This is a genomic window from Phyllobacterium sp. NPDC097923 (genome assembly GCF_044760925.1).
GTDB classification, from domain to species: Bacteria; Pseudomonadota; Alphaproteobacteria; order Rhizobiales; family Rhizobiaceae; genus Phyllobacterium; species Phyllobacterium calauticae.
Genome location: NZ_JBIWBL010000001.1, coordinates 383,469 through 409,316, shown reverse-complemented (window position 1 = coordinate 409,316; position 25,848 = coordinate 383,469). Strand labels below are relative to the sequence as shown.

Annotated in this window: 22 protein-coding genes; 11 read left to right on the top strand and 11 right to left on the bottom strand. The window is 59.2% G+C overall.

Annotation, left to right across the window (positions count from 1 at the left end; translation table 11 throughout):
- Positions 1-68: 68 nt before the first annotated feature.
- A complete protein-coding gene (locus ACIQWS_RS02045) occupies positions 69-1,130 on the top strand; it encodes an adenylate/guanylate cyclase domain-containing protein (RefSeq protein ID WP_403177370.1) in 1,062 nt (353 codons plus the stop codon).
- Between the two features lie 62 nt (positions 1,131-1,192).
- Here the strand turns inward: ACIQWS_RS02045 and ACIQWS_RS02040 are convergent, their stop codons facing one another.
- Both ACIQWS_RS02040 and ACIQWS_RS02035 read right to left on the bottom strand, forming a co-directional pair.
- Complete coding sequence (locus ACIQWS_RS02040) at positions 1,193-2,233, bottom strand: NAD(P)-dependent alcohol dehydrogenase (RefSeq protein ID WP_346306667.1); 1,041 nt, start codon at positions 2,231-2,233, stop codon at positions 1,193-1,195.
- Between the two features lie 193 nt (positions 2,234-2,426).
- A complete protein-coding gene (locus tag ACIQWS_RS02035; RefSeq protein WP_403169725.1) occupies positions 2,427-2,750 on the bottom strand; it encodes a winged helix-turn-helix transcriptional regulator in 324 nt (107 codons plus the stop codon).
- Between the two features lie 150 nt (positions 2,751-2,900).
- Between ACIQWS_RS02035 and gstA the strand changes: the two genes are divergently transcribed.
- On the top strand, positions 2,901-3,533 hold the full coding sequence (gene gstA / locus ACIQWS_RS02030; RefSeq protein ID WP_403169723.1) for a glutathione transferase GstA: 633 nt from the start codon (positions 2,901-2,903) through the stop codon (positions 3,531-3,533).
- On the opposite strand, the gene ACIQWS_RS02025 is transcribed toward gstA, so the two are convergent.
- On the bottom strand, positions 3,530-3,859 hold the full coding sequence (locus ACIQWS_RS02025) for a hypothetical protein (RefSeq protein WP_403169721.1): 330 nt from the start codon (positions 3,857-3,859) through the stop codon (positions 3,530-3,532). The two genes, gstA and ACIQWS_RS02025, sit on opposite strands and share 4 nt — an antisense overlap.
- A gap of 479 nt (positions 3,860-4,338) precedes the next feature.
- Between ACIQWS_RS02025 and ACIQWS_RS02020 the strand changes: the two genes are divergently transcribed.
- Positions 4,339-5,532: a DUF3644 domain-containing protein gene (locus ACIQWS_RS02020; protein ID WP_403169718.1), complete on the top strand. Its 1,194-nt coding sequence runs from the start codon at positions 4,339-4,341 to the stop codon at positions 5,530-5,532.
- A gap of 53 nt (positions 5,533-5,585) precedes the next feature.
- On the opposite strand, the gene ACIQWS_RS02015 is transcribed toward ACIQWS_RS02020, so the two are convergent.
- Complete coding sequence (locus ACIQWS_RS02015; protein ID WP_403169716.1) at positions 5,586-6,434, bottom strand: alpha/beta fold hydrolase; 849 nt, start codon at positions 6,432-6,434, stop codon at positions 5,586-5,588.
- A 108-nt stretch (positions 6,435-6,542) separates the two neighbouring features.
- Entirely contained in the window at positions 6,543-8,081 is a 1,539-nt protein-coding gene (locus ACIQWS_RS02010; RefSeq protein ID WP_403169714.1) for an MDR family MFS transporter, read from the bottom strand.
- Positions 8,082-8,200: 119 nt separating this feature from the next.
- Between ACIQWS_RS02010 and ACIQWS_RS02005 the strand changes: the two genes are divergently transcribed.
- Positions 8,201-8,728, top strand: a complete 528-nt coding sequence (locus ACIQWS_RS02005) for a MarR family winged helix-turn-helix transcriptional regulator (RefSeq protein WP_346306117.1) — start codon at positions 8,201-8,203, stop codon at positions 8,726-8,728.
- Here the strand turns inward: ACIQWS_RS02005 and ACIQWS_RS02000 are convergent.
- Positions 8,725-9,732 (bottom strand): AI-2E family transporter, encoded by a 1,008-nt coding sequence (locus tag ACIQWS_RS02000; protein WP_346306116.1) that lies wholly within the window; start codon positions 9,730-9,732, stop codon positions 8,725-8,727. The two genes, ACIQWS_RS02005 and ACIQWS_RS02000, sit on opposite strands and share 4 nt — an antisense overlap.
- 187 nt (positions 9,733-9,919) lie before the next feature.
- Between ACIQWS_RS02000 and ACIQWS_RS01995 the strand changes: the two genes are divergently transcribed.
- The 7 genes from ACIQWS_RS01995 to ACIQWS_RS01965 all read left to right on the top strand — a co-directional run bounded on the left by ACIQWS_RS01995 (position 9,920) and on the right by ACIQWS_RS01965 (position 19,637).
- The gene (locus ACIQWS_RS01995; protein ID WP_346306115.1) at positions 9,920-11,275 is read left to right on the top strand and encodes an efflux RND transporter periplasmic adaptor subunit; all 1,356 of its coding nucleotides are present in this window, start codon (positions 9,920-9,922) and stop codon (positions 11,273-11,275) included.
- Complete coding sequence (locus tag ACIQWS_RS01990; RefSeq protein ID WP_403169709.1) at positions 11,272-14,382, top strand: efflux RND transporter permease subunit; 3,111 nt, start codon at positions 11,272-11,274, stop codon at positions 14,380-14,382. The genes ACIQWS_RS01995 and ACIQWS_RS01990 overlap by 4 nt, the downstream gene beginning before the upstream one ends.
- Entirely contained in the window at positions 14,379-17,504 is a 3,126-nt protein-coding gene (locus tag ACIQWS_RS01985) for an efflux RND transporter permease subunit (protein ID WP_403169707.1), read from the top strand. Before ACIQWS_RS01990 ends, ACIQWS_RS01985 begins: the two co-directional genes overlap by 4 nt.
- 97 nt (positions 17,505-17,601) lie before the next feature.
- Positions 17,602-17,751 (top strand): hypothetical protein, encoded by a 150-nt coding sequence (locus ACIQWS_RS01980; RefSeq protein ID WP_403169704.1) that lies wholly within the window; start codon positions 17,602-17,604, stop codon positions 17,749-17,751.
- A gap of 18 nt (positions 17,752-17,769) precedes the next feature.
- Positions 17,770-17,934: a hypothetical protein gene (locus tag ACIQWS_RS01975; RefSeq protein WP_346306111.1), complete on the top strand. Its 165-nt coding sequence runs from the start codon at positions 17,770-17,772 to the stop codon at positions 17,932-17,934.
- 299 nt (positions 17,935-18,233) lie between these two features.
- Positions 18,234-19,160, top strand: a complete 927-nt coding sequence (locus ACIQWS_RS01970; RefSeq protein WP_403169701.1) for a transglutaminase family protein — start codon at positions 18,234-18,236, stop codon at positions 19,158-19,160.
- 210 nt (positions 19,161-19,370) lie between these two features.
- On the top strand, positions 19,371-19,637 hold the full coding sequence (locus ACIQWS_RS01965) for a hypothetical protein (RefSeq protein WP_403169698.1): 267 nt from the start codon (positions 19,371-19,373) through the stop codon (positions 19,635-19,637).
- Positions 19,638-19,922: 285 nt separating this feature from the next.
- On the opposite strand, the gene ACIQWS_RS01960 is transcribed toward ACIQWS_RS01965, so the two are convergent.
- The 5 genes from ACIQWS_RS01960 to ilvD form a co-directional block, all read right to left on the bottom strand.
- Positions 19,923-21,035, bottom strand: a complete 1,113-nt coding sequence (locus tag ACIQWS_RS01960; RefSeq protein ID WP_403177366.1) for an extracellular solute-binding protein — start codon at positions 21,033-21,035, stop codon at positions 19,923-19,925.
- A gap of 20 nt (positions 21,036-21,055) precedes the next feature.
- A complete protein-coding gene (locus ACIQWS_RS01955; RefSeq protein ID WP_403169696.1) occupies positions 21,056-22,219 on the bottom strand; it encodes a CaiB/BaiF CoA transferase family protein in 1,164 nt (387 codons plus the stop codon).
- Positions 22,219-22,770 (bottom strand): MaoC family dehydratase, encoded by a 552-nt coding sequence (locus ACIQWS_RS01950; RefSeq protein WP_403169693.1) that lies wholly within the window; start codon positions 22,768-22,770, stop codon positions 22,219-22,221. Before ACIQWS_RS01950 ends, ACIQWS_RS01955 begins: the two co-directional genes overlap by 1 nt.
- Before the next feature lie 239 nt (positions 22,771-23,009).
- Positions 23,010-24,008 carry a glutathione S-transferase family protein gene (locus ACIQWS_RS01945; RefSeq protein ID WP_403169691.1) on the bottom strand — a complete coding sequence of 333 codons (999 nt, stop codon included), beginning with the start codon at positions 24,006-24,008 and terminating at the stop codon, positions 23,010-23,012.
- A gap of 118 nt (positions 24,009-24,126) precedes the next feature.
- Complete coding sequence (ilvD, locus tag ACIQWS_RS01940; protein ID WP_403169688.1) at positions 24,127-25,800, bottom strand: dihydroxy-acid dehydratase; 1,674 nt, start codon at positions 25,798-25,800, stop codon at positions 24,127-24,129.
- Positions 25,801-25,848 lie beyond the last annotated feature (48 nt).

Genomic DNA, 25,848 nt, shown 5'->3' with positions numbered 1-25,848 from the left:
CAATCGGGATTTCGCGCAAGAAACAAAAGCGGATGACAGGGACCCGGCATCGCTGCATGATGGTGGGCATGCAGTTGCCGTCCGCTCTTTCCTTTCTCGTCGACGAAGCGACCGGTATGCCGGATGGCGATGCCTTTCTGACGGCGCTCGCGGCCCGGCTCATCGCCGACGGCCTGCCGCTGGCCGGCGGCACACTCACCCAGGCAGCGCCCCATCCGGTCATTGGACGGCGCACCTGGCTGTGGCGCGCCGACACGGGACAGGTCATCGAGGCGCTGGGCCTGGCTGGTCCAGCCGAGTCCCAGGACGCCAACCTTGCCGGCAACTGGCTGGCCAGCCTCGGGACGAATACCGTGCAGGAGGATTTCGCCAATGGTGCCGTGCTTGGCTGGGCCGCGCACCGCCCGCTCAGCGGGGAGGAGTCGGACCTGCTGCGGCAGACCGCCCGCTTTGCCGCTGCGCCGCTGGCATTGCTGGCCGCGCGTTCGACGCTGACCGCACTCCTGACCACCTATCTCGGCCGGCGCAGCGCGACGCAGGTCCTGGCCGGGCGTTTGCGGCGCGAGCCGGGCGAGACCATCCGGGCCGCCCTGCTGTTCGCCGATCTTCGCGGCTTCACCGAATTGTCGGAGACAACAGGAGCGAATGACGTGATCGCCGCACTCGACGCCTGGTTCGACCGGATCGCCGGTGCCGTCCATGCCTTTGGCGGCGAGGTGCTGAAATTCATCGGCGATGGCGTTCTGGCGATTTTTCCGATTGGCGAGCGTGATGCTGCCGGCGCCTGCGGCGCGGCGCTGCGTGCGGTCGCCGCTGCCCGTGCCGGGATGGACCACCTCAACCGCGACCGCGCCGTGCGGGGTGTGCCGCCGCTGTCGTTCGGCACGGCACTGCATCTCGGCGACATGCTGTGGGGCAATATCGGCACGGCCGACCGGCTGGATTTCACCGCCATCGGCCCTGCCGTCAATCTGGTCAGCCGGTTGGAGGGCCTGTGCCGCCCGCTTGGCCACACCGTCTTGCTTTCGGGCGCCTTCGCGGCGGAAACGGCGCAGCCGCTGATCCCGCTCGGCGAGCACCGGCTGCGCGGCATTGCCGTGCCCTGCGCTGTGTTTACACCGGCACAGTGATGCACCGCATTTTTCCCGGAGGGCGGCTGGCTTCAACCGCCCTCCGGCAAGCCACCCGATGGTTACAGGGTGGCCATATCGATGACGAAGCGGTAGCGCACGTCGCTCTTGAGCACGCGCTCATAGGCTTCGTTGATATCCTTGATATCGATGGTCTCGATTTCGGCAACGATGTTGTGCTCGCCGCAGAAATCCAGCATTTCCTGGGTTTCCTTGATCGAACCGATACCTGACCCGGCGAGGCTCTTGCGTCCGGCGATCACCGAGAAGGCATTGACGGGAACCGGGTGCTCCGGTGCCCCGACGAGAACCATGGTGCCGTCGATCTTGAGCAGGCCGAGATAGGCATTCCAGTCAATCGCCACACCGGCGGTGCAGATGATGACGTCAAAGGTTCCCGCAAGAGTCTTGAACGTTTCGGGATTGCTGGTTGCATAATAGTGGCTTGCACCGAGCTTCAACCCGTCATCCTGTTTCGACAGGGTCTGGCTGAGCACCGTGATCTCCGCCCCCATCGCGTGACCCAGCTTGACGCCCATATGGCCAAGTCCGCCCATGCCGACAATGGCGATTTTCTTGCCCGGCCCCGCCTTCCAGTGCCGCAGCGGCGAATAGAGCGTGATGCCGGCGCACAGCAGCGGAGCGGCAGCGTCAAGCGGCAGGTTGTCCGGAATGGAAAGGACGTAACCTTCCCTAACCACGATGGAATCCGAGTAGCCGCCCTGCGTGGGCGTGACGCCATCGGCTTCAACGTCATTGTAGGTCAGGACGATGCCCGGCATGTACTGCTCGAGATCGGCATCGCGTGCTGCGCATTTCGTGCACGAATTGACGAAACAGCCAACACCAACGCGGTCGCCCTTCTTGAACTTCGTGACCTTTGCGCCAACGGCCGTCACGATCCCGGCGACCTCATGACCCGGCACCATGGGGAATTTGGAGCCACCCCATTCGTCGCGTGCCTGATGGATATCGGAGTGGCAGACCCCGCAATATTTGACCGAGATGACGACGTCATCGTCATTGGGTTCCCGCCGTTCGAAGACAAACGGGGTGAGCGGTTTGGAGGCGTCGGTTGCCGCATAGCCTTTAGCAAGAGCCATGAATGATTCCTTTTGAGATGACGAGATGTGTCGGGCAACCAGCTATGCCGCAGGATCGGCCCGGAGCAGTAGCGCAATCCTGCAGGCTTGTTGCACAATCCTCCGAATTGGAGGCAACTGCTCCCTTTGGGCATCCGAAGGACCGTCTGCGCATGTTGTATCGGCTCATTGCGCCAAGCAGAAATTGATACCCTCAGGCGGCGTCGCGCTCTTTGAGCCAAAGGCCGAACTCCTGAACAACAGCCACGACCTTTTCCAGCCGCCGGCCGTCATCCGTCAGCGCATATTCAACCTTGACAGGCATTGTTGGATAAACCGTACGCGTCACGAGGCCCGCCTCCTCAAGCGCACGAAGGTCGAGTGTGAGCATCCTCTGAGATATGCCCGGCACGAAACGCCGAAGCGCGTTGAAGCGTTTAGGCCCGTCAACCAGAAAGGAGACAATCAGCAGACGCCAGCGACCACCTAGAAGATGCATCGCTTCTTCGACAGAACAGCCGGTTACAGTGTCTTTCATTGTGTCGCACCTCAATGATACCCTTGGTATATTTTATGTACCTAGATGTCAAACTTTTGCGTTCTTACGTTTTTATACTGCCTCGCCTACATGGATCGGACGCCTCCTTTCAAAGCTAAGGAGGCATTTAAGCCATCATGGAGACCAAAATTGAAACTCTACTACATGCCCGCAAGCTGCTCGCTGTCCCCGCACATCATCATCAATGAACTCGGCCTCGATGTCGAACTGGTGAAGGTCGACCACAACACGCACAGGACAGAAGCCGGCGAAGACTATTTTGCCATCAATCCGCACGGCCATGTTCCGACCCTTCAGTTCGACGACGGTACGGTGCTGCGCGAAGGAACCGCTATCGTGCAATATCTTGCCGACCAGAAGCCGGAGCGCGGATTGGTTCCGGCCAACGGCACATATGAGCGCTACCAGCTTCAGGAGATGCTCGGTTTCCTCTCGACGGAAATACACAAGGGTTTCATTCCGCTGCTCTATGCGCGCTTAGCGGGCAACTATGTTGAAACCGCACGACCCAAACTTGAAAAGCGCTTCGCATGGCTCAACGAACACCTAGCCAGCAGGGATTTCCTGATGGGGAACACGTTCACCGTCGCGGATGCCTATCTGTTCGTCCTGACGAGCTGGGGACAAGCGCCATGGCTCAAGTCCTATTACAAGACCAGCATCCATTTCGACCAGTTGCAGCATCTTGAAGCCTGGTATGGCCGGATGCGCGAACGGGATGCAGTCAGAAGATCCATCCTTGCGGAAGGGCTGGCGTTCTAATCCGTCTCAGACCTGCTTTGTCTCTCGATCAAGCCATGCAGCGGCGTGCCGCTGGGAGACGGGTCAAGCACGAGCAGGCCCGGATTGCCCTCGGCCAGCGGGATATGGCTGACGACACGCAGTTGGCCCGCATCCCGATGGATCGAATAGATCAGCTCACCTTTCGGGCCTTGATTCAACTGTCTGGCGGCGATCCTGAACCGCATCGTCAGCGCCACGAGACCAAGCAGAAAACCGGGCGGGATCAGCAGCCATACGGCCTTGATCCAGTCCGGCGAGGATTGAAACGTATCGAGCAGGTCTGACCAGAAATTGTAATTGTCCATGTGCACTCCCTTGTCTCGCGAGGAAAGTGGTCACCCGAGGTTTAGCCTCTGGTGACCGGGGAGTTAGAAAGCCGCACGAAGACGACCGCCACGGCCTTTAAGCCGAAGCTCTGGACATACGCCGAGACCTCCCCGGCCATAGGGCTGAGGAGACATCATTGCGGTTGATGCCAACCGCTTCGTGAGGAGTTTCTAAGCCCCAAGACCGATCCGTTTCGACCAGTCTCATCGCGGACCATAGTGGGAAATGTGGGGAGGTGAAAGGGGTGGGGAGGAAATGATAGGAATGGTTTGGTGCTGAGACGGAAATACTTGCGATTGATAAAGCAACACTCCGAGTGTACCGCCACAAACGCTTAAGGTATTCAAAGAGAAATACTTCCTATGGAAACTTTAAGAGTAACTACCCACCGAAGTTGAAATATGCAAGTGGTACAAGTGAGCATTGCGCTTGAATTTCGCGAGAAATGGGGGATCTCTTGGTACAGAAGAAGAAGGAAGGCGCGCTTACCACCGCCGAAAAGCGTATCGTCAAGGGGTTGTTAGCGCAGAACTGGCGCAATCAAGATATTCAGGCGCTTGTTAATGGCGGCCGGAATGGGACGATCAACGGCGCGCGCATTTCAGCAGTCAAGAAAGATGCAAGCCAAGAGGCCGCGACTACTGAGGAGGTCGAGTTCTGGCTCATATGGAAAAAGGCGACCGATCCTCAAACTGGTCTTAATAGATATGACCACGAGAGACTAATTCGCGCACGTGAGGCAATGGTCTTAGCAGTTCAAGTGTTCAATAGTGCTGGGCTGCGCTTTAAAACCGAAGTGTTCACGATGCTTGCAAATGTAGCTTGGACCTATCTCATGCACGAGTTCTACACTCGAAAAAAGATAAGTATTGTCAAGGATGATGGAAAGACGATGGCTCTCTCTGAGCTTTGGGGACGTCAAGATTTCCCTTTAAACGAAGGCATGAAACAAAATCTTATGGCGCTGAAAACCCTTCGAGATGATGTGGAACACAAGCTCCTCGGCAAAGCGGATTTGAAATGGCTTGGGATATTTCAAGCATGTTGCCTTAATTTCGAGAAAGCACTCTGCGATCTTTTCGGCAAAGATTTGACGCTCTCGAACGACTTAGCGTTCGCATTGCAATTCGCCCGAATGAACATCGAACAGGTAACCACTATCAACAAATACGAACTGCCGCAGCATATTGATGCGATAGATGCTCGTTTAACCGACGGTATGAGCGACGAGCAGAAGAACAATATAGAGTTCCAATTTCGAGTTATCTACACGCTCGACTCTGCTTCTAAAACGCATTCACATTTTCAGTTCGTGAAGCCCGACTCGTCAGAAGGAAAAAAGATTCACAACGTTCTAGCGCAAAAGGTAGCGGCCGATGAGCTGTACCCTTTAAAGCCCCAGAATGTAGTCAAACTCGTTGTTGAAAAGAGTGGCGTTCTATTCACTTCTAACGACCATACGAAGGCATGGCGATTATTCAAAGCCCGTCCGATAAAAGGTGCGCAGTCACCAAATAACACGGACAAGCGATATTGCATCTACCACTCAGCCCACAAGGACTACACATATTCCCTTGAATGGGTCAAGCGGCTGGTAGAAGAAGCGCAAGATGCTGAACGGCTCGCGACGATCAGAGCCATGAAGTTGTAACTGGCAAGAAACGTTCGTCTAGCGCGTTAATCGATAGCCCAAAGACTAGCCCCCTACTTATCAATGAAATCGCGCACGGCCTGGTTGTAGCCCGCCGGGTCCTGCAGCATGGCGAAGTGGCTGGCATTGTCCAGTATCACCAGCCTGGCGCCGGGAATGGTCTTGGCCATGTAGTCCGTGTGCTCGCGGCTGACCGCCTCGTCATGATCGCCGAGGACGACGGCAATGGGTGTCTTGATCGTCTTCAGGTCATCGTCAGTCCAGTTCGGCTGGCTGGCCCACATGCCGCTGATCTGCTCGACAAAGGCATCGTACTCCGCCGGTGTCGGTGAGATTTTCCTGTACACGCCGCCGGCCTTGTCGATGTAACCGGCAAAGGTCTTGTTCTGCAGCACATCCGGCTTGACGCCATCCACCGTGGTGTTGGCGGCCTGCGCGAAAACCTTTGTCAGACGTTCCGGGTGATGCATGGCGATGTCGATGCCGATGATACCGCCATCGCTCCAGCCGACCAGCGCCGTCTTGTCTATCTTGAGATAGTCGAGCAGGGCCAGATAGTCAGACGCCATCAGGTCATAGCTGAAAGGATCGGCGTTGCGGGTCGAGCGCCCGTGGCCGCGGCTGTCGGCGACAATGACCATGTGGTCCTTGGCAAGGTCAGTCACCTGCCCGCCCCAGATATCGCTGTAGCCGAGCCCGCCATGAATGAGCAGTACGGGCGATCCGGAACCGTAGACCGCATAATACATCTGGATGCCATTGACCAGGGCGGTGCCGCTCTTGGCGGCCACCGGCATAGGCGCGGGATCCGGCAACTGCTCCCAGCGCTCGGCGGCGGATGCCGCCGCCGCGCCAGCGGCAAAGAGGAGTCCCAGCGACAGAAGAAACGTCTTGAGGTTCATGATTGCTCTCCATGACAAGGCAGCATGCCTGCGCAGGGAAAGATCAGCATTTTTCCGTCAGGGCTGCAATGGGGCTGCCGGGAAGACGAACGAACGGCGGAACCTCTCCTATTCCGCCGCCTCGGCCACGGCCGTGTCCAGCTTCTTGGCCGCAGCGGCCACGGGCAATTGTACCGGCTTCAGGAGCAATGCCATCAGCAATCCGAACAGGGCGATGCAGGCTGCCGTCAGGAACAGCGGCGTGAAGGCAGCGGCATAGCTGTCGGCAAGCATCCGGCGCGTTGCCTCGGGAAGTGCCGCCATCATCTTGGGCGTCAGCTCGCCGATGTTGCTGACGCCGGGAATGGCACCGGCACCGTGCGGCAGGTTGGCCGCGATGATCGCGCCATAGGCTGATATGGCGATCGAGGCACCGGCCATGCGGGCCAGCGACACGGAACCGGTCGCCGCGCCGACATCGCGGCTGCCCGCTGCATTCTGGACACCGATAATCGGAAGCTGCTGTCCGATGCCAATGCCGGCACCGTGCATGAGCATCAACAGGCCGATGATGACCACAGGCGTTCCCGCATGCACCTGAGTAAGCAGGCCGAAGGCAATGGCACTGAGCGTGAGACTGGCCACCGACAGGTATTTATAGCGGCCGGTGGTCGAGATCAGCCGGCCGGTCAGCAGCGAGCCGCCGACAATGCCACCCGTCAGAAGGATGAACAGCAGCCCTGCGAGCGACGGGGACAGGCCCGTCGTGGTCTGCAGGAAGAAGGCGAAGTAATTGACCATGCCGATGGCGATCGAACCGCTGGCGATCGAAATGATCAGGAACAGGGTGAAGGTCGAATTGCGGAACAGCGACAACGGTATGATCGGTTCGGGCGCTTTGCGCTCGACCAGGATCCATGCCGTGGCGCAAAGGACGGCAAATGCCACGAGCGAGACAGTCTGGGGTGCCAGCAGCGAACCGAACAGCTGGGCGCCATCGGCGGCCAGAACAAGGCTGGTCGTGGTCAGGGCGAGCAGGATGGCACCGGCATAGTCGATCTTCGGCCGGCGTGCCGGTTTGCGGTAGGGCAGCATGAAGGCCAACCCGGCAATGACGGCAATGCCGATCGGCAGGTTGATCAGGAAGATCGAACGCCAGCCGAACAGGTCGCTCATCGTGCCGCCGAGCACCGGCCCGATGGCACCGGACGCCATGAACACAAGACTGATATAGCTCTGGTAACGGGCGCGCTCGCGCGGCTCGAACAGATCGGCAGTCACAGAAAAAATCGAGACCATGACGCCGCCGCCACCGAGGCCCTGCAGCACGCGCGCTGCAATCAGCGTGTTCATGGAAATGGCAAGACCGCAGACCGCCGAACCCAGCGTGAAGATGGATATGGCGGCGATCATCACATATTTGCGCCCGAACAGGTCGCCCAGCTTGCCATAGACCGGCATCACCGCACTGACGGCAAGCAGATAGGCCGAGCCGATCCAGGCGAAGCGCTCAAGCTCGCCGAACTCGCCGACAATGGTCGGCAGCGCCGTCGACACGATCTGATTGTCGAGCACGGCCATGAACATGGCCGCCATCAGGAAGAAGAAAAGCATCAGACGCTTGCGCGGGTCCGCAACGAGCGGCTCGAACGTATTGGGCGTGTTCATGGAGCGGGGTATCCGGTTTTGATTGGCGCAATTTATGTGCTATTAGCATACATATGTCAATCGCACTTTAATGCCTTTTGCATATTTTAATGCCGACAGGCATCTGTTATGCTGGAATCATGACAGAAATCACGACGACACAAAAAATTGAAACCCCGCAAACCGGGTCGAATGATGATCTCCTGCGCATCGGGCGGGTGATGACCCGCATGCGGCTGATGACGGGCCGGCGGGTGATTGGCCGACTTGCCATCCAGAAGCTGGCACCCGGTCTCGAACTGACCCATCTCGACGTTCTCGATGCGGTCCGCCGCGGGGAACTCGCCGGCGAGGTGACGGTCGGCGTCATTGCCGAAACCCTGCGGATCGACCCCTCGCGCGCCAGCCGCATCGTGGCCGAGATGGTCGCCAAGAACGTGTTGCGCCGCAAGGCCTCGCAGAACGATGCACGGCGGATCGTCGTGGTCATGACGGCGCTCGGACAACGGCTGGTCGCCGAACTTCACGCGCTGAAGCAGTCCATTGTCGAAAGCGTGGTCGCCGACTGGTCGCCTGAAGACATCGAAATCTTCTCCAAGCTTTTTGAGAAATATGTCGATGGGTTCGAACAGCTGTTTGCGCGCAGCCCAACCGACCCGGCGGATTAGATGAGCTTGCGCAGCGTCAGCTCGTCCTTCAGATAGGCGTAGTAGATAGGGGCGGCGACGAGACCGGCCACGCCGAACCACGCTTCCAGCACTACCATTGCGAGCAGCAATTCCCAGGAGCGGGACTTGATCCGGGCGCCGATGATCCGGGCATTCAGGAAATATTCGAGCTTGTGAATGACGACGAGGAAGGCGAGTGAACCGACGGCAGCGATGAACGACACGCTCAAACCCACAACGACGATGATGGTATTGGAAATCAGGTTGCCGATGACCGGCAGGAGACCGGCGACAAAGGTCACGACGATCATGGTCTTGACCAGCGGCAGGTGCACGCCAAGGATCGGCAGGATGACGACGAGGTAGATCGCCGTCAGGAACGTGTTCAGCGCCGAAATGCGGATCTGCGAGAAAACGATGTTGCGGAACGCGCCGCTGAGCAGGCTGGCCCGCTCGACCAGCGCGACAGCCAGAGGGCCCGGCTCGCGCGACATATTCACCGTGCTCAGCGCGATCATGCCGCCGATCACCATGCCGACGATGACGCGAACGATCAGGACACCGAAATCGCGCCCGACAAGCTGCAGCTGGCCGGCATGTTCGCGCAGCCACTTGGCCGCCATGGATTCCAGCTCGTCGAGGCTGGCCGGGAAATACGCCTTCGCCCAGTCCGGCAGGTGAACCTGCGCCGTATCGATGATCTCAGCCATCTTCTTGAACAGCGAGACAACCCCTTCGGTACCGTTGGTCAATTGTCCGAGTCCGCTGACCACGGCGGCAACGATCAGAAGAATGAAAATGATCGCCAGCAGGGCCAGCGCCAGGGTCTTCGTCAAGCTGTTGGAAACACCCAGTTTACCCAGCTGTGGCGCGGCCAGATGAACAAGATTGTAGACAAGAAGTCCGGATAGCAGAGCCGAAAGCAGTCCTAGCTGCAGGACGGCAAAGAGGGCGACAAGCGTCAGGGCGAAAGACGCAATATAGAGCCGTGTGGCAGTCAGCAAGTGGCACCTTGAGAAGGGCGATCTGTTTCGGATTGTTCCTAGCCTTGAACGGCGTATGGACGCAAGCAAAAGCGGCTCAAATATGGACAAAATTTAATGGCTGCGGCAATTTCCAAGCAACCCCAATACCCGCTAATGTCCTGTTTAACTTATGCCCTTTCGAGGGATGACAAGAACAGGTGAATGAATGGTATCGAAATCGCGTGTCCTGGTATCGATCCTGGTCATTGCGGCGCTGGGTGCAGGCGCTTATGTGACGCGGGATCGCTGGTGGACAAATGGTCTGGGCGTTGCGGCGCAGAATGCTGCCGCCCCGTCCGGCGGCCAGAGTGACACCGGACGCCGGGGCGGGTCACGGCGCGGTGGCGGACAGAGCCTCGGCCCCACACCTGTCCTGGTGACTGACGCCAAATCCGCCGATGTCCCGGTCTATATCGATGGCGTCGGATCGGTGCGGCCTCTCAATTCCGTGGTGGTGCGTTCGCAGGTCAGCGGCAAACTGGCGGCCATCGAATTCCAGGAAGGACAGGACGTGAAGGCGGGCGACGTGCTCGCCCGCATCGATGATGCGATCTACAAGGCACAGCTCGACCAGGCGACGGCAAAGAAGGCACAGGATCAGGCACTGCTTGCCAATTCCAAGCTTGACCTCGAACGGTATACCAAGCTTGCCCAGACCAATGCCGGCACCCAGCAGCAGGCAGACACGCAGCGCGCGCTGGTGGCGCAATACGAAGCGCAGATCAAATCCGACGAGGCCGCCATCGAAAGCGCGCAGGCAACACTCAACTACACGGTCATCCGCGCGCCCATTGACGGGCGCACCGGCATCCGCAATGTCGATATCGGCAATATCGTCAGCACCTCCGATGCGACGGGCATCGTGACACTCTCGCAGATCAAGCCGATATCGGTGCAATTCGCCATTCCCCAACAGCAATTGAGCAAGATCAACCGGGCAAGTTCGGCCAGCACATTGGCCGTACAAGCCATTTCCGGCGACGGCAAAACCGTCATCGACAACGGCACGCTTGCCGTCATTGACAATCAGGTCGATCCGACAACGGGAACGGTGAAGCTGAAGGCCAATTTCCCCAATGACAAACTCGTTCTCTGGCCCGGCGCATTCGTCAATGCGCGCCTGCTTGTCCAGACGCTGAGCGGTGCGATTGTCGTCCCCACCGCAGCGGTGCAGCGCGGGCCATCGGGAACCTTTGTCTATCTGCTCCAGCAGGGCGATACGGTTGCCATGCGCCCGGTCACCGTGGGACAGCAAGACGATGTGCAGGCAGTCATTACCGATGGCGTCGCAGCCGGCGACCGCGTTGTCACCACCGGCTTTGCCCGCCTGCAGGATGGCGCCAAGGTGCAGGTGACCAGCGCCGGGGATCAGGGGGCTGCGCCTGCACCGGACAGCACCCCGGCGGCCGATGACAAACAACCGGCGGGCGCACCCAAGAGCGGCGAACGGCAGCACAAACGGCGCAACCAGAAGAATGCTGGCGCAAACGGCGAAGAGGCTGACAACGGAACCGCGAAATGAGTGTTTCCACCCCCTTCATCCACCGTCCGATCGCAACCTCGCTGCTGGGGATTGCCGTCCTGCTCGGCGGCATCCTCGGCTATCTCGCGCTGCCGGTTGCCCCCTTGCCGCAGGTGGACTTTCCGACGATCCAGGTGACGACGCAGCTGCCGGGCGCCAATCCCGACACCATGGCTTCGCTCGTTACCGCGCCGCTCGAAAGGCAGCTGGGGCAAATTCCTTCCCTTTCGTCGATGGTTTCATCAAGCGCTTTCGGCATCAGCCAGGTGACCCTCCAGTTCGATCTCGACCGGGATATCGACGGGGCAGCGCAAGATGTACAGGCCGCGATCAACGCCGCCGGTTCCATGCTGCCGCGAACCCTGCCCTACCCGCCGACCTATGCGAAGGTAAATCCCGCCGATACACCGATCATCACCCTTGCCCTGCGCTCGACGAGTTATTCGATCCGCAACCTTAGCGATTTTGCCGATACGATGATGGCGCAGCGCCTGAGCGAAGTCACGGGCGTCGGCAATGTCAATATCCAGGGCGGCGTGCGGCCGGCGGTGCGGATACAGGCGGACCTGCCGCGGCTTGCCTCCTATGGCATATCGCTTGAAGACATCCGCTCGGCAATCACCAATGCCAGCGTCGCCGGCGCCAAGGGCGCGCTTGATGGCACCCATCAGTCCTATACCATTTCGGCCAATGACCAGATCGTCGATCCGCAGAATTACAATGCGATCATCGTGACGTACAAGAATGGTTCCCCCGTCCTGCTCAAGGACGTGGCGACGGTAGTTGAAGGGCTGGAAAATGCCCGTGTCGGCGCCTGGTACCAGGGGCAGCCCGCGGTCGTCATCGACGTCATGCGGCAGCCGGGTGCCAATGTCATCGATACGGTTTCGCGCGTGCTGCAACAGATTCCGCGGCTCAAACAGGCCTTGCCGGCGGGTGTCACGCTGGATGTGGTGAACGACCGGACCAACACCATCCGCGCATCGATCCATGACGTGCAGCTGACCCTCGCCATCAGTGTCGCGCTCGTCATCCTCGTCGTCTTCATCTTCCTGCGAACTGTCCGGGCCACCATCATTGCGGGCGTTGCCCTGCCGCTGTCGCTTGTGGCGACATTCGGCGTGATGTGGTTTGCCGGGTTCAGTCTTGATAATCTCTCCTTGATGGCTCTCACCATCGGCACCGGCTTCGTGGTCGACGATGCCATCGTGATGATCGAGAATATCGTGCGTCACATAGAAGATGGTGAAGGCCCGCTGGATGCAGCGCTCAAGGGCGCGGGCGAGATCGGCTTCACCATCATATCGCTGACCGTTTCGCTGATCGCCGTATTCATTCCACTGCTCTTCATGACGGGCATTGTCGGGCGCATGTTCCGCGAATTTGCTTTGACGCTGACGATAGCAGTTGTCGTGTCGGCGGTGGTTTCATTGACGCTGACGCCGATGATGTGCGCCCGCATCCTGCACGGCAAGGGCGAAGGCGAGCGCCGCGGCATTCTGCATGGCATTGATCGCGGGATGGACCGGATCATAGCGGGTTACCGCAGCAGCCTTCTCTGGGCGCTGGACCGCAGCAAGCTCATGCTGCTGCTGACAGCCATCACACTGGCGGCAACCATTGCACTTTATATCATTATTCCCAAAGGCTTCCTGCCCTCGCAGGATACGGGGCTGATAACCGCGATCATCGAAACCGAGCCGACAACCTCGTTCGAGGCGATCAAGCGGACCCAGGCTATCGTCACCGACAGGCTGCAGCACGATCCCGACGTCGCCGGTGTTGTTTCCGTCGTTGGAACCAGCACAACCAATCTCACGCCCAACACGGGCACACTCAGCCTTGTGCTGAAACCGCAAGACCAGCGGTCGGATTCCGCCTCACAGATCATCGATCGCCTGCGCAGCGAAACCACCGGTATTCCCGGTGTGCAGGTCACGTTCCAAAGCGTGCAGGATATCCGCATCAGCACCCGGACCAGCCGTGCACCCTATCAGTATACGTTGACCGGCACGGACACGGCGACCGTCGTCAACTGGGCGCAGCGGCTTGCAACGGAACTGCAGCGCGATTCGTCTCTTATCAATGTCGCTTCGGAAGTGGAAATGGGCGGCGGACGCATCTTCGTCAATGTCGACCGGGAAACCGCATCCCGGCTCGGTGTGTCGATGCAGGCGGTCAGCGACACCCTCAATGATGCCTTCGGGCAGCGCCAGATCGGCACCATTTACGGACAGGCGAACCAATACCGCATCATCCTCGAGGCCTCGCCGCAATATCAGGCAGACCCGAAATCGCTGGGGAAGCTTTACGTCAGCGGCGCCAACGGCACGCAGGTGCAACTGAGCGCGTTTGCCACTGCCTCGTTCACGACGGCTCCCCTCGTCATCGGCCATGACGAGCAGTTTCCTGCCGTTACGGTCAGTTTCGACCTTGCTCCGGGGGCATCGCTCAGCCACGCAGTGACCGCAATCCAAGCGGCGCAAAAGGCAATCGCCCTGCCCGACTCCATCCGCGGGCAATATTCCGGCGATGCCGCTGAGTTTGCCAACTCTCTCGCGGGTGAGCCATGGCTGATCCTCGCGGCCATCGTCACGATCTACATCGTGCTTGGCGTGCTTTACGAAAGCGCGATCCATCCGATCACCATCCTGTCGACACTGCCCTCGGCGGGTGTCGGCGCATTGGTTGCACTGATGCTGTTTGGCCAGGACCTGTCCATCATCGCGCTTATCGGCATTGTGCTGCTGATGGGTATCGTCAAGAAGAACGCGATCATGATGATCGACTTTGCCCTCGAGGCGGAACGAACCGAAGGGCTGGATCCGCGCGCAGCGATTGTCAAAGCGTCGATCCTGCGCTTTCGCCCGATCATGATGACCACGCTCGCGGCGCTCTTCGGCGCCCTGCCGCTGGCGCTTGCCCAAGGGACAGGATCGGAACTGCGTATCCCGCTCGGCATCAGCATCATTGGCGGCCTCGTCCTCAGCCAGCTTCTGACCTTGTACACGACGCCCGTCATCTATCTCGGTTTCGAACGGCTGCGCAGCCGTATCGTCGGACGGCCGACCGGCACGCCCGCCCCTGAAACGGACGGCGCCCTATGAACATTTCGGACCCGTTCATCCGCAGACCTGTTGGAACCACGCTTCTGGCACTGGGGCTGCTGATGCTCGGGATTGTTGCCTATGGCTTTCTGCCGGTTGCCAGCCTGCCATCGGTCGACCTGCCCACGATCCGCGTATCGGCCAGCCGTCCCGGCGCCGATCCTGCGACAATGGCCGCCAGCGTCGCCGCTCCGCTGGAACGCCGCCTGGGCTCCATCGCCGGCGTTACCGAACTGACCTCGGTCAGTTCGCTCGGATCGACCAACATCACAGTCCAGTTCGATCTGTCGCGCGATGTCGACGGTGCGGCACAGGATGTGCAGGCCGCGCTCAATGCGGCGGCAACCGACTTGCCGTCCGATCTGCCGACGCTGCCCAGCTTCCGCAAGGTCAACCCGGCAGCCGCACCGGTCCTCATTCTGGCGCTGACGTCGGATACGATCTCTGCCAGCGCCATCTATGATGCGGCAGACACGGTTATCGTCCAGCGCATTTCGCAAGTCGACGGCGTCGGCGAGGTGACGGCCAGCGGCGCTGATCAGCCCGCCGTGCGCATCCGCCTCGATCCCGACCGGCTGGCCGCCATGGGCATGTCACTCGACAATGTGCGCACGGCGATCACCAACGCCAATGTTGCCGAGCCGGTGGGCTCCATCGACGGCGCTGATTTTGCCTTCTCGATCGGCACCAATGCGCAGCTGAAAACGCCGGAGGATTACGGCCGCGTCATTATCCGCAGCGGCGACGGAACTGCCGTGCGCCTTTCCGATATCGCCACTGTCGACCAGGGTGTGAGAAACAGCCGTTCGGATGCCTGGTATAACGGCAAGCCCTCCGTGCTTCTCAACATCACGAAGCAGGCCAATGCCAATGTCATCACCACCGTCGATGCGGTAAAGACATTGCTGCCCGATCTGAAACGGCTGATCCCTCCGGGCATCGACATTGCCGTCCTCTCGGACCGAACCACGACCATCCATGCCAGCGTCAACGATATGCAGTGGACCCTTCTGGCAACCATTTGCCTGGTGATGGCGGTCGTCATGGTTTTCCTGCGGCGCGCGACACCGACCATTGCGGCGGGGGTCACAGTGCCCTTGTCGCTGGCCGGCACTTTTGCCGCCATGTGGGCCTGGGGCCTGTCCATCGACAATCTTTCCCTGATGGCACTGGCCGTATCCGTCGGGTTCGTTGTCGACGATGCCATTGTGATGATCGAAAACATCTATGCCAATCTGGAGGCGGGCATGAAGCCGATGCGCGCAGCACTCGAAGGCGCGCGGCAGATCGGTTTCACCGTTGTCTCGATCAGCCTGTCATTGCTCGCCGCCTTCATTCCCCTCTTCTTCATGGGTGGCATTGTCGGCCGTTTCTTCCAGACATTCTCGCTGACGCTTGCATTCACCATCGCGGTTTCCACCGTGGTATCGCTGACCGTCACACCCATGATCTGCGGACATAGACTGAAGGCCCATGACACCGACGCACGCCCGGGTATTTTCGGCCGTATCGTCGAAGGCACGCTGGATGCGGTTATCGGTTTCTATGGCCGCACACTGAAGAGCGTTCTCTATCACCGGGTTCTGGCTGTTCTCGTGATTTTTGCCTGCGTAGCCATCACGATCTTTCTCTACATCAAGGTTCCCAAGGGCTTTTTCCCGCAGGACGATACGGGCTTCATCATGGGTGGCACGCAGGCCTCCACCGACATCTCCTATCCGGCCATGGTGCTGTTGCAACGGCAGGCGGCAGAGATCGCGGGCCAGGACCCGGCGGTTGCGGGCGTTGGCTCCTCGGTGGGTGGCGGCGGTTTTTCCTCCGGCGTCAATCGCGGACAACTGCTGATTTCGCTGAAACCGGAGAAAGAACGCGACCCGACCGCTGTCGTCATCGACCGCATGCGCAAATCGCTTGCATCCGTGGCAGGCCTTTCGACCTTCCTTTTTTCACCGGGCGACATCCGTGCCGGCGGCCGCTCGACCCAGTCGCAATATCAGTTCACCCTGTGGGATGCCAACTACAACGAACTGGTCACCTGGGCGCCAAAGATACTCGACCGCCTGAAGCAGGAACCGGGGTTGACTGACGTTGCGACGGACCGCCAGCCGAACGGCTTGCAGGCCAATGTCACCATTGACCGCGTTGCCGCAGCCCGGATGGGCGTTGCAATCGGCGATATAGATAGCGCGCTCAACAATGCCTTTTCGCAACGGCAGATTTCCACCATCTATTCCGCACGCAACCAGTACCGCGTGGTGATTGAAGCGAACAATGACTATGCACGCGACCCCGCGCAGATCGCCAATCTTCATGTCACCGGAACCGGTGGAATTCAGGTGCCACTCAGCAGCGTGGCCAGGATCGAGCGCACGCTGGCACCCCTCGTCGTCAACCATCAGGGCCAGTTTCCGTCCGTCACCATTTCCTACAATCTGGCTCTGGGAACGTCACTGGAAGAGGCAAACAATGCGGTGCAGGCGGCTGTGCTCGAAATGCATCTTCCAGATTCGCTGCACGCGGAATTTGCCGGCGATGCGGCATCCCTCACCCAATCCACGGGCAGCCAGCCCCTGCTTATCCTGGCAGCCCTGCTGACGGTCTACATCGTGCTGGGCATTCTCTATGAAAGTCTCGCCCATCCGCTGACCATCATATCCACCTTGCCGTCTGCCGGGCTTGGCGCCCTGCTGGCACTGGTGGTGACAGGCACGGACCTGACACTGATCGCCTTCATCGGCATCATCCTTCTGATCGGCATCGTCAAGAAGAACGGCATCATGATGGTGGATTTCGCCCTGCACGGCGAACGGGTTTCCGGCCTCTCGGCCGAAGAGGCCATTTATCAGGCGTGTCTCAAGCGCTTCCGGCCAATCCTCATGACAACACTCGCCGCCATCATGGGCGCCATACCGCTGATCATTGCCACTGGTCCGGGCACGGAGCTGCGCCGTCCGCTCGGCATCACCATCGTCGGCGGCCTCATCGTCTCGCAGGTTCTGACCCTCTACACGACGCCCGTCATCTACCTGATGCTGGCACGGCTGCATCACCGCTGGTCGGTCAGAAAACCCGCTGCCGCGGGCAAGGCCGGAATGCCCCCGGCACAAGCGAAAATTTCATAAACTTTTAACAAATCGAAACGCTGGATGAACGACGGATTCCACGTCTATTCAGGTTGCCCCGCCTATTGTCGCGCCAGTTACACCGGGGGTATCTGTCATGCTTGCACAGCGTCTTGGCATCGTCTTTTTCATCTTCCTGGCGTTTGCCTTGTCGTTTGGCAGCTTTGTCCAGCACACGGCAAAATATGGCCGTTACCCGCACCTCGCCTCCCAGGGCAAGGTCATGCAGGATGCCAGCCGGAACTGACCCGGGCTTTTCACAGGAATGCTATCGTTTGGGTTTCTCGGCCTTCTCCAGGCGTTTGAGCAACTCGACGAACTGGGAAGGGAGTTCCCGGTCGGCCTGAGACGGCTGGGAGGATTGCACCGCATTGCGGAACTCCTGCCGCGTGATCTGCGCGCGGACGACAGCGGCGACCCGTCGATGTGATGTTCCGTGTTTTACTGCCATAGCCCTTCCCAACCATTTCTGGAGCAAGATTGGCATTCACCTTCCAATGCGCACCCAATCCTCAAAGCGGCCTGTCCTGTGGGTATCCACCGGTTTTCCGCGATGGCGCTCTCTGGGCATAACGGGCTTCAAGCGCATTCGTTTCAGATTTTACCGGCCTATGGTCAACAAAAGCTGAAGGACCCTGCAGGGATGCCCTCGCGCGATATTTTATTTCGCCGGACAGGAACCCAAACCGTCATTGTCGCGTTTTCCTCAAAACCCCAAAAGGATGCGCCATGTTGATCCGTGTCGGATATGAAATTGCTATTCAATGCAACGAACCAACACCTATGACGACCTATCTGAATCTGGAGTCGGACCGGCTTTCCGACATTGTTTGTGAACGCGGCCCCGTCGCAACACCCGGTGTGAAGCTGGAGAATTTTCGCGATCTCTTCGGGAATAATTGTCTGCGCCTTCTGGCTCCTGCCGGAAATCTATCGTTGAAATACGACGCGGTGCTGCGGGATGATGGCTTACCCGACCCAGTTGACGGCGATGCCCGGGAGTTGACCGTCGACAAGCTGCCGACCGAGTGTCTGGCCTTTCTGTCGGCAAGCCGGTACTGCGAAACGGACGAGCTCAGCAATCTGGCATGGAACCTCTTCGGTCAGGTGGAGCCCGGCTGGACACGTGTTCAGGCGATCTGTGATTACGTCAATCAGCGCCTGACGTTCAGCTATGGTTTTGCCCGTGCCACGCGGACCGCCGCGCAAGCGCATGAAGAGCGGGTCGGCGTATGCCGCGACTTTGCGCATCTGGCCGTGGCCTTCTGCCGCTGCATGAACATTCCGGCCCGTTACGTCAACGGATACATGGGCGATATCGGCGTTCCCGCCGATCCCGCCCCCATGGATTTCAACGCCTGGTTCGAAGTTTACCTCGGCGGTAAGTGGCACACATTCGACGCGCGCCATAACAAGCGCCGCATTGGCCGCATTGTTGTCGCCCGTGGGCGGGACGCCGCTGATATCCCTCTTATCTATACATTCGGGCCGCACCAGCTGACGAACTTCAAGGTCTGGACGTTCGAGGAGACCAAGCCGTCCTTCTCCAACCAACACTTTGAAAAGGTTTCACTTGTCACGCCCTGGTTCAGCCAGAGATGGGCCCGGCTTTCGCGGCATATCCAAGCCAGAACAGACGCTGAAAACACGATGTAGCGGGCTTGGGACCAGCATCTAGCAGGCCGTGGAAGCCGGCTCAATACCCGTGATGCCATCTGCCATATTCCGATACGCCGCTCGTCTGTTTGCACTGCGGTAAGCTCTTCCGCAGCCGCAACAAATCGTTTCGAATTGCCATGCCGCATTTGAAGGGCTAGCTTTTTTCCCAAGCGGGATTTCATTCGATTCAGGAAAGGACTATTCCCCATGCCTTTCACAAATCCTCCAGAGCCAGCCTATTCGCAGGATGATTGGGACCTGATGCTGGCGGCCTACAACAGGGCCGCTGCCACCCTTCTCGTGCAGTCAAGCACCGATGACGAAGCGAGGATTATCGCGGAGACCGTGATGACCGCATTCAACCGCGGCAATCGCAGCGTAAACTCACTCGCCGCTCTTGCGGTGATCACGGCCGTCAATGCCCATCCGGACGTCAACGGAACGGACACCCGGCCCGAAAAGCGATACGCTTGACGCAATCCACCCGGCACACGCCCTTACCGCTTTGACATTCTGTTCCATTTGCGGCAGATGTGACCTTCATTGTTTGGGTCGAGGTCTTAGAATGAAATTCATCACTGTCGCAACACTCCTCTGTGGCCTGGCTTTGTCTGCCTGTGGCTCAACCTATGCGACATGGACACCGCGGCAAACCGAGATTACGGGGAAAAACCCGCCTGAATGCCAGCGCGGCATCGGTATTTGCCCGAGCGAGTATGGCCGCTCCGGACAAATGCGCGCCGGCAAGACGGGCTGACATCACCTATCGAAGCTCCGGCGGAATTGATCGTTGAGATCATCAACAATGGTCTCCGCCCCACTGTGCCCGCGCAAACCCGCGTTAAGGCAATCCGACGCGGATTGCTGAAAGGCCATGTAACCATTGTGGCGCGGGCGCACCCACGCCGCTTCCAATGTCCGGCGCGTTGCGGTGTAGAAATCTGACGTCGCCATATTCACCGCCTCGTCTTCCCACGCGTCCGCGTGCCCCGGCTGGCCGCCCGTGTGCGCATAAGGACCACGCTGGACGTCGCCGCTGGCAATCCAGTAGGCGAAATCGACAGCCGCTTGCCGGTGTTCGGAAAAGGCAGAAACGGCAATCCCGGTTCCGCCGAGGGCAGAACCCATTGGCCCGCTGTTGCCCGCGGTTGGAATGTCGGCAAAGGCCACAAGATGCGGCCGAAATCCCGCAATGGCGTAGTTGACGTAACCATAGATCAGCGGCGCGCAGGCAACCGCCGATCCGGCCTCGGCCATCCGTTCAAGCACGGCAATCGGGTCCATCTCGAAACACGCGGGATCGACGAGGGCACTGATCTCGCGCATCATTTCCAGCACACGAACCCCATGCTGCGGTTCGATCAACTCTCCGGTTGTCGTGGCGCAGGGCATCCCCATGTTGCCGCTCAGAGTATAAAAGGTCATCAGCGAATGCGGCGGCCGGAGCGGAAGAAGGATCCTGCCTGCGCGGGCGAGAACCAGCATTTCATCCCAGCTGCCGGGTGACCGCTCCAGGAGATCGGGGCGCCAGGCACAGACCTGCGTTGCCGTATCGATCGGAAATGCCCATTGATGTCCCTGCCAGTGGTAGCTTGGATAGGATTGCCCGACGCTGCCCTTGAGCAGCGCGCGGCGCTCCGCCTCCCGGCCGGCAACATCCAGCGGGGCGAGGCAGTTCTCTGCCGTAATCTGCCCGACATGCGGATGATCGATGACGATCAGATCGTAGGTTCGCGCCAGTTCCTGAACTGGAAAGGACTCAAAGTCCTGCAGCGAACGCTTGGCCCATTCCACCGTGACGCCTGTCTTCTCCTGCCAGAGCCTAGAGCAGGCAACCATGGGGTCGTAGCCGCGCGGATGGCTCCACGTCATGCCTTTCAACGTGATATCGCTCACAGACCGAACTCCTTGCGGATCGCCTCGCTGTGCTCGCCAATGCGCGGCGCGGCGCGGTCGGACTTTGCCCGTTTGCCGTTGACCCGGATAGGCGACCGAGTCGTGAGAATGGAAACATTGTCCGCCCGATCCACCCTTTGCAGCATATCGAGAACCTTGAAGCCGTCGCTTGCCATCAGTTCTTCCCAGTTCAGCACTTTCGCGCACCAGATATCAGCGGGTTCAAGGATCGAAAGCCAATGCTCGGTCTCCTGTGTGGCGAGTTTTTGGGCGATGATGCGTTTGATCTCATCCCGGGCGGTAAACCAGCTGGCGGGCGTATCGCGATAGGGTGCCAGTTCATCCAGGCTGAGAAGATCAGCGAGCTTGGGCAACGGCGTCATGGCAAGAGCCAGATAATTGTCCTTGGTCGGGTAAACGCCGTATGGGGCAGAGAGATAGGCATGCGCACTGCGGAAATCAGAGCGCTTGGGCAGCCGGCGGCCGTCATTCAAATGGGTGGTCAGCACTTCGAACTGGAAATCGATCAGCGATTCCAGCAGGCTTGTTTCGATATGGCTGCCGGTTCCGCTGATCCCGCGCCGCACCAAGGCGGCAAGAACCCCCTGAACCGTGGCGGCACCCGCCAGCATGTCGGCGACCGCAAGCCCGAACGGCACGGGTCCCTGGCTTTCATCGCCATTCAGCCACATCAGGCCGGAGCGCGATTGCGCCAGCAGATCCTGCCCGGGGCGGCCGACCCACGGGCCCTCCTCACCGTAGCCGCTGATGCTGGCATAGACTAGCCGCGGATTGATGGCTTTCACCGCGTCGTAGTCCAGTCCCAGTCGTTTGATGACGCCGGGGCGGAAATTCTGGATGAGGACATCGGCCTTGCCGAGCAGTTTTCGCAGGGAAGCCAGGTCGCTCTCACTTTTCAGGTCGATCGCAAGACTTTCCTTGGCACGGTTGATCGCGTGAAAAATCGTCGAGTCACCGCCGATTTCGGTATCGCTCAGATAAAGCCGGCGTGAGAGATCGCCGCCGTCGGGGCGCTCGATCTTGATGACCCGCGCGCCGAGATCCATCAGGCGCAGCGAGGCATAGGGGCCCGACAGGAATTGGCTCATATCAACGACGAGCAGGCCGGCAAGCGGCAGATCAGCATTGTCCGTGGTCATCACTTCTCGGTCTTTCCAATAAAATCGGCGGGATTCTGGTATTTCACCGTTTGCAGATGCTCGCAGTAGAGGACGAGCTCGCCTTCGTTCTTGAACACTTCATAGCTGGCGCGGATCAGCCCCAAATCCTTGTAGCGCGGACGCTTATCGAGATTGGTCCTGATCGTATAAATCGTATCGTTCAGGAACACGGGTTTGATGAAACGCAACTTGTCATAACCATAGGAAAAGGCGTTGACGCAGTTGGTCGCAACAAGGCCAAGCCCGGCGGAAAAGACAAAGGCACCGGCGACGAGCCGCCTGCCGAAAATGCCTTCGCTTTCCGCAAACATCTGGTCCTGCACATAGGGATGGATATCGGTGACCAGCGTGTTGAAGAGGTGACTGTCGCTTTCGGAAATCGTGCGCCGCAGCGAACGGATTTTCTGTCCGACCGGCCAATCCTCGTAAAACCAGTTTTCAGCATTCCAGACCGGCAAAGCCGCATGATCGGCCGGCATGTTCTTCGGATGCGTCGAGGAGACGCCGACAGTCGGTGCAAACCCGGTCACGGCCGCACCCCGCCGCGGTCTTCACGCACAGTTCCGCGCTGTTCCAGACACCTGAAATCGAACGGGTGTTTCATTGTCCTCGCCTCCTCCATCTTCTTTTGTAAATATTATTTTCACATATGGGTATTTCTGACAAGCCAAAAATCAGGGAAATTTGTGCCACAATGCAAAAAGCCCGATGGCCGGACATTTCATCCGGCCATCGGGCTTCTTTGTTCTAAATCTTGTCCTTCGACGCATTAGCGCATGACAATGCCCTTACCCATCAGGCGCTCGCGGTCATGCGGCCGGTCGAAATCAATCAATGGACCGGCAGGCACAATACCCGTCGGATTCACAGAGGCGATGGAATAGTACCCCGCCTTGATATGAGCGATTTTCACCGTCTCGCGCACGTTTTCAAACTGATAGAGCTCTCGCAGATAATGCGAGAGATGATGATAGTCCTCGAGCCGCCGGATGTTGCATTTGAAGACGCCATTATAGGCAGCATCAAACCGGACGAGCGTAACAAACAGCCGCCAGTCGGCTTCGGTCAGGTACTGCCCCGCGAGATACCGATGATCGGCCAGATGCGCTTCCACGCGATCAAGCGCCGCAAAGACATCGCGCACGGCTTCATCATAGCTTGCCTGTGATTTTGCAAAGCCGGCGCGATAGACGCCGTTGTTGATGTTGTCATAGACGACGGCGTTCCACCGCTCGATCTCCGGCCGCAGGCGTTCGGGATAGAAATCCCTTTTATCGCCGGTCAGTCCGTCAAAAGCGCTGTTTAGAATGCGGATAATATCGGCAGACTCGTTGTTGACGATCTGCCCCTCGCGGCGGTCCCACAGCACGGGCACCGAAACCTTGCCGGTATAGGTCGCAAGGCTGGCGGTGTAGAGCTGGTGCAGATAATGGATCGGCGGCGCTTTTTGCCCGGCATCGACGAGATTGGTGAATGTCCAGCCGTTTTCACCGAGCGCGGGCTCGGCCACCGCAACGCTGATGATGTTTTCCAGCCCCTTGAGATGACGGAAGATCAGCGTCCGCGACGCCCAGGGACACAGATATGAAACGAAGAGCTGATAACGCCCGGCCTCTGCCTTGAAGGTTGGCGTTCCCTCCTTGTCGAGCACGCCATCTGCCGTGATCCAGTTGCGAAACCGGGTCGGCTCGCGGTGGAAAGCTCCATCTTTCATTTCACTGGCGGCGACGTCGCCCTTGATCCATTGTCCATTCACCAAGGCTGGCATGTGCTGATTTCCTGACTATTCGACTGCGCGTCAGGATCGCATTTCATGGGTGGCATTCATACCACCCATGCCTTGACAGACTGTTTTTGCCATCGCGACAATGGGAAAATCAGTCTCCCTAGCCCGTGACTGCGCCTTCACTGGCGGATTTGGTCAGCGTGGCAAATTTCGCCAGGACACCCCGTGTATAGCGCGGCGCGGGCTGCTGCCATGCCTTGCGGCGCTCTTCCAGTTCGGCATCGCTGACTTCAAGCTGCAGCAGCTGCTTGTGGGCATCGATGGTAATCATATCGCCCTCCCTGACGAGAGCAATTGCGCCGCCCTCGAACGCTTCCGGCGTGACGTGGCCGACCACCATGCCCCAGGTTCCCCCGGAGAACCGTCCGTCGGTGATGAGCCCGACGCTTTCACCCAGACCGCGTCCGATGATTGCCGATGTCGGCGCCAGCATTTCCGGCATGCCGGGTCCGCCCTTGGGGCCGAGGTAACGCAGGACCAGCACATCGCCCGGCCTGATTTTGTCAGAGAGGATGGCGTCCATCGCCGACTGCTCGTCGTCGAACACCCGTGCGGGACCCTGGATAACCGGGTTTTTGAGACCGGTGATTTTTGCAACAGCACCGCCCATCGCCAGATTTCCCCTGAGGATAGCCAAATGTCCCTCCTTGTAGAGGGCCTTGTCGATGGGTCTGATGATGTTCTGATCGACGGGCGGAGCGTCGGGAACGTGGGCCAGTTCCTCGGCAATGGTCCGGCCGGTGATCGTCAGGCAGTCACCATGCAGCAACCCGGCATTGAGCAGGATTTTCAGGACCTGTGGGATGCCGCCGACCTGGTGCAGATCCACAGCCATGTATTGGCCTGACGGCCGAAGATTGCAGATCACCGGAACCTTGCGGCGCACGCGCTCGAAATCATCCAGCGTCCATTCGACTTCCGCAGCATGGGCGATGGCCAGAAAATGCAGCACAGCATTGGTCGATCCGCCGGTGGCCATGATCAGCGATACGGCATTTTCGATGGAATTGCGGGTGATGATGTCCCGCGGCCGGATACCCCGGCGCACAGCTTCGACCAGAACGCGTGCTGATTCGGCGGTGCTGTCCGCCTTCTCGGCATCCGGATTGGCCATGGTCGACGAGGACATCAACGACATGCCCAGTGCCTCGAACGAAGAGCTCATGGTGTTGGCGGTGTACATGCCGCCGCAGGAACCGGTGGAAGGACAGGCATGGCGCTCGATGCCTTCAAAATCTTCCTGGCTCATCTTGCCCGCCATGAAAGAACCCACGGCTTCGAAAGAGGAAACAATGGAAAGATCCTTGCCCTTCCATTTACCCGGCTTGATCGTACCGCCATAGACATAGATCGCCGGAACATTGGTACGGGCAATGGCTATCATGCCGCCGGGCATGTTCTTGTCGCAGCCGCCCAGCACTAGAACGCCGTCCATCCATTGACCGTTCACGCAGGTTTCGATGCAATCGGCGATCACCTCGCGCGAGATCAGCGAGTATTTCATGCCCTCCGTGCCCATCGCCATTCCATCCGAGATGGTCGGTGTGCCGAAGATTTGCGGATTGCCGCCCGCTGCCTTGACCGCCGCAACCGCTGCGTCGGCGAGTGGCTGCAAACCGGCATTGCAAGGCGTGATTGTGGAATGACCATTGGCAATGCCGATCATCGGCTTGTCAAAATCCGCCTTCTCATAACCGAGCGCATAATACATGGCCCGGTTGGGCGAGCGCGCTATTCCCTGCGTGATGTGTTTCGAGCGTTCATTGACTGCCATGACTGTTTCTCCACTGGGATATTTTGGTTCAAGACCGGATTGCCTCTT